We start from the raw sequence: 3,521 nt of genomic DNA, 5'->3' as shown, positions 1-3,521 counted from the left end.
CTACCGCCGGAAGGTCGCCGTCGAGACCTCCGCGATCACCGTCGTCGGCGGCACCAGAGCTGCTGACAACGGCGACGCGGGGGCAACCGGCTGACCGGCCACCCCCGCGTGCACTCGGCTGTCAGACGGCCGCGAGAGTTCCGGACTCCTCGCGGACGCGGATCGCACGGTTCACGCCCGAGACGATGGCTTTGAGTGACGCCGTCGATATGTCGCCGTCGATACCGACACCCCACAGGCGCTCGCCTTCGACCTGCAATTCGACGTAGGCCGCGGCCTGGGCATCACCGCCGGCGCTGAGAGCATGCTCGACGTAGTCGTACACGGTGACGTCGAACCCCTGTTCGCGCAGCACCGCCAAGAACGCGGCAACCGGTCCGTTCCCGTTCCCGCGAGCCGAGATCTCCGAATCACCATCACGCAGCCGTACGTCGAGGACGACGTCACCGGTCATGTCGCTCTCGGTGCGCGTCGAGAGCAACTCGAACCGGCCCCAGCGCTCGTCGGCAACCGTGCTCGGCAGGTATTCGTCGGTGAAGATCGACCAGATCTGGTCGCTCGTGACCTCGCCGCCCTCGGCATCCGTCTTTGCCTGCACGACGCCCGAGAACTCGATCTGCAGTCGACGCGGCAGGTCCAAGGCGTGGTCGGTCTTCAAGAGGTACGCAACGCCACCCTTGCCGGACTGCGAGTTCACGCGGATGACGGCCTCGTACGAGCGGCCGAGATCCTTCGGATCGATCGGCAGGTAGGGCACAGCCCATACCAACTCATCGACGCCGACGCCCTGCGCCGCGGCGGCGGCATCCATCGACTCGAAGCCCTTCTTGATCGCATCCTGGTGCGACCCGCTGAAGGCGGTGAAGACGAGGTCGCCAGCCCAGGGACTGCGCTCATGCACGGGCAACTGGTTGCAGTACTCGACGGTGCGCTTGACCTGGTCGATGTCGCTGAAGTCGATCTGAGGGTCCACCCCCTGCGTCAGCAGGTTGATCCCCAACGCGACCAGGTCGACGTTTCCGGTGCGCTCGCCGTTACCGAACAGGCAGCCCTCGATCCTGTCGGCCCCGGCCATGTAGCCGAGCTCGGCAGCCGCGATCGCCGTGCCGCGGTCATTATGCGGATGCAGCGAGATCAGGACGTTCTCGCGGTGGTTCAGGTGGCGGCTCATCCATTCGATGGAGTCGGCGTAGACGTTCGGCGTTGCCATCTCGACCGTCGCCGGCAGATTGATGATGACCTTCCGCTCAGGCGTCGGCTCGAAGATCTCGAGAACCTGGTTGCACACATCGACGGCGAACTCGAGCTCGGTGCCGGTGTAGCTCTCAGGCGAGTACTCGTAGAACACCTCCGTGCCCGGAACCGTCGCCTCGAACTTGCGGCACAGGCGAGCACCTTCGAGGGCGATGTCGATGATCCCCTGCTTGTCGGTGCGGAACACGACATCGCGCTGCAGGATGCTCGTCGAGTTGTAGAGGTGCACGATCGCGCGCTTCGCGCCGCGGATCGATTCGTAGGTGCGCTCAATGAGGTGCTCGCGCGCCTGCGTCAGAACCTGGATAGTCACGTCGTCGGGGATGACGTCGTCTTCGATCAGGTGACGCACGAAGTCGAAGTCCGTCTGGCTCGCGGACGGAAAGCCCACCTCGATCTCTTTGTAGCCCATCTTCACCAGCAGATCGAACATGATCCGCTTGCGCTCGGGGCTCATCGGGTCGATGAGCGCCTGGTTACCATCGCGCAGGTCTACGGCGCACCAGCGCGGTGCCTGGGTGATTTTCGCGTCGGGCCACGTGCGGTCGGGAACCGACACGCGGATCTGCTCGTGATAAGGAACGTACTTGTGCGTCGGCATCCCCGACGGCTGCTGAGTGTTCTTCATGGTGTCGCTTCTTCCTGCTTCTGGCTCGAGGTGAACGGGCCGACACGAAGCTCCGCGACGAGGTAGGCCCTAGTTTGCCCCGCCGCGGCAGCTAAGAAGAAGCGAGAGTGCACGCATACCGCGATGTTATCAGCAATTCGTCCCCTGATCCGTGAGACGTTTGGTTCGCGCTCGACACAGTATGGGTATGAGGATCACTGCTCGTCTCGGTACTGCCGCGCTCGCCGCTGCGTCGCTCCTGCTGATCACCACCGGATGCGCCAGCGGGTCCGGTGCATCCGGTGGCTCGCTGTCGACCACACAAATCAGCCCGCCGGACGGCGAAGTGGTCGGCACGGGAACTGTGCTGGATGTCGCTGGGGATGTGACTCTCTGCCTCGGCCCGATCGCCGAGTCCTACCCGCCGCAGTGCGACGGGTTGCCGCTCATGGGCTGGAGCTGGGAAGGTGTCGACGGGTTCGAGGAGTCGGGCCACACGCGGTGGGGCACCTATGCCGTCTTCGGAACGTTCGACGGCGAGGTCTTCACCGCCACCCAACCGCCGATCATGCTTGCGCTCTACGATCCGATTCGCCCAGAGGACCCGACGGGAGGAGTCCCGGGCGAAACGCCAGTCGCAGAGCTCGACGAGATCGCACGTGAGCTGCCGACCGAGCTCGGTGATCTGCTGCTTGCGACCTGGACGCAGGATGGCTACGTGTGGGCGCAGGTGATCTGGGATGACGGCACCCTGCAGGATGCCGCGGATGCCGAATACGGCGACGGCGTCGTCATCGTCCAGTCAGCTCTCAGACCGATCGGCTGAGGCGGGATTCGCACGTAAGGGTCAGAAACCGAGACGGCCGAGTTGCTTCGGGTCGCGCTGCCAGTCCTTGGCTACCTTGACGTGCAGTGACAGGAAGACGCGGGATCCAAGCAGTGGCTCGATCTGTTCGCGGGCAGCGGCGCCGACGCGTGCGAGTCGCGACCCCTTCTTGCCGATGATGATCGCCTTCTGACTGTCGCGTTCGACCACGATGTCGGCATACACGTCGATCAGGTCGGAGTCCTCGCGCGGTTCGACATCCTGAACGACGACCGCGATGGAGTGCGGCAACTCGTCGCGCACGCCATCGAGCGCGGCCTCCCGAATGATCTCGGCGATCCGGTCGTCATCGGCCTCGTCCGTGACGACGTCGTCGGGGTAGAGGGCCGGGCCTTCGGGGAGCATCTTCAGGATCTCGTCAGCCAGAACCCCGAGCTGATCGGCTGTGACCGCCGAGAGCGGAATGACGGCCGCCCAGTCCTCGCGCAGGGCGTCGACCTCCATGAGCCGCTCCGTGATCTGATCGCGGGATGCGGCATCGGTCTTGGTCACCAGGGCGATCTTCTTCGCCGAGGCGTAACCGTCCAGGGACTCGGCGATCCGCCGATCTCCGGGCCCGACCTTCTCGGTCGCCGGAGCGCAAAAGGCGATCACGTCGACATCCCCGAGGACCTCTTCGACAAGATCGTTCAGGCGCTGACCGAGGAGCGTGCGCGGGCGGTGCAGACCGGGGGTGTCGACGATCACGATCTGCCCGCCGGGGCGGTTCAGGATGCCGCGAATGGCGCGCCGGGTGGTCTGCGGCTTGTCGCTGGTGATCGCGATCTTCTCGCC

General features: G+C 65.1%; 3 protein-coding genes. 1 reads left to right on the top strand and 2 read right to left on the bottom strand.

The features are described 5' to 3' along the window. Positions 1-121: 121 nt before the first annotated feature. The gene (gene leuA, locus Q1V87_RS14520; RefSeq protein WP_300594386.1) at positions 122-1,882 is read right to left on the bottom strand and encodes a 2-isopropylmalate synthase; all 1,761 of its coding nucleotides are present in this window, start codon (positions 1,880-1,882) and stop codon (positions 122-124) included. A 187-nt stretch (positions 1,883-2,069) separates the two neighbouring features. Here leuA and Q1V87_RS14515 point away from each other — a divergent pair, with 187 nt between their 5' ends. Beyond that, on the top strand, positions 2,070-2,687 hold the full coding sequence (locus Q1V87_RS14515) for a hypothetical protein (RefSeq protein ID WP_292735460.1): 618 nt from the start codon (positions 2,070-2,072) through the stop codon (positions 2,685-2,687). Positions 2,688-2,708: 21 nt separating this feature from the next. Here Q1V87_RS14515 and era read toward each other — a convergent pair. Further along, a partial coding sequence (gene era / locus Q1V87_RS14510) for a GTPase Era (RefSeq protein ID WP_300594381.1) occupies positions 2,709-3,521 on the bottom strand: 813 nt, incomplete at its 5' end.

The organism is Microbacterium sp., assembly GCF_030149085.1.
GTDB lineage: Bacteria > Actinomycetota > Actinomycetes > Actinomycetales > Microbacteriaceae > Microbacterium.
The sequence above is the reverse complement of the archived record's forward strand: the minus strand, read 5'-3'. Positions and strand labels throughout refer to the sequence as shown.

Coding starts and splice junctions, on each gene's coding strand:
- Q1V87_RS14515 (WP_292735460.1), top strand. CDS start 2,070: ATGAGGATCACTGCTCGTCTCGGTACTGCCGCGCTCGCCGCTGCGTCG.
- leuA (WP_300594386.1), bottom strand. CDS start 1,882: ATGAAGAACACTCAGCAGCCGTCGGGGATGCCGACGCACAAGTACGTT.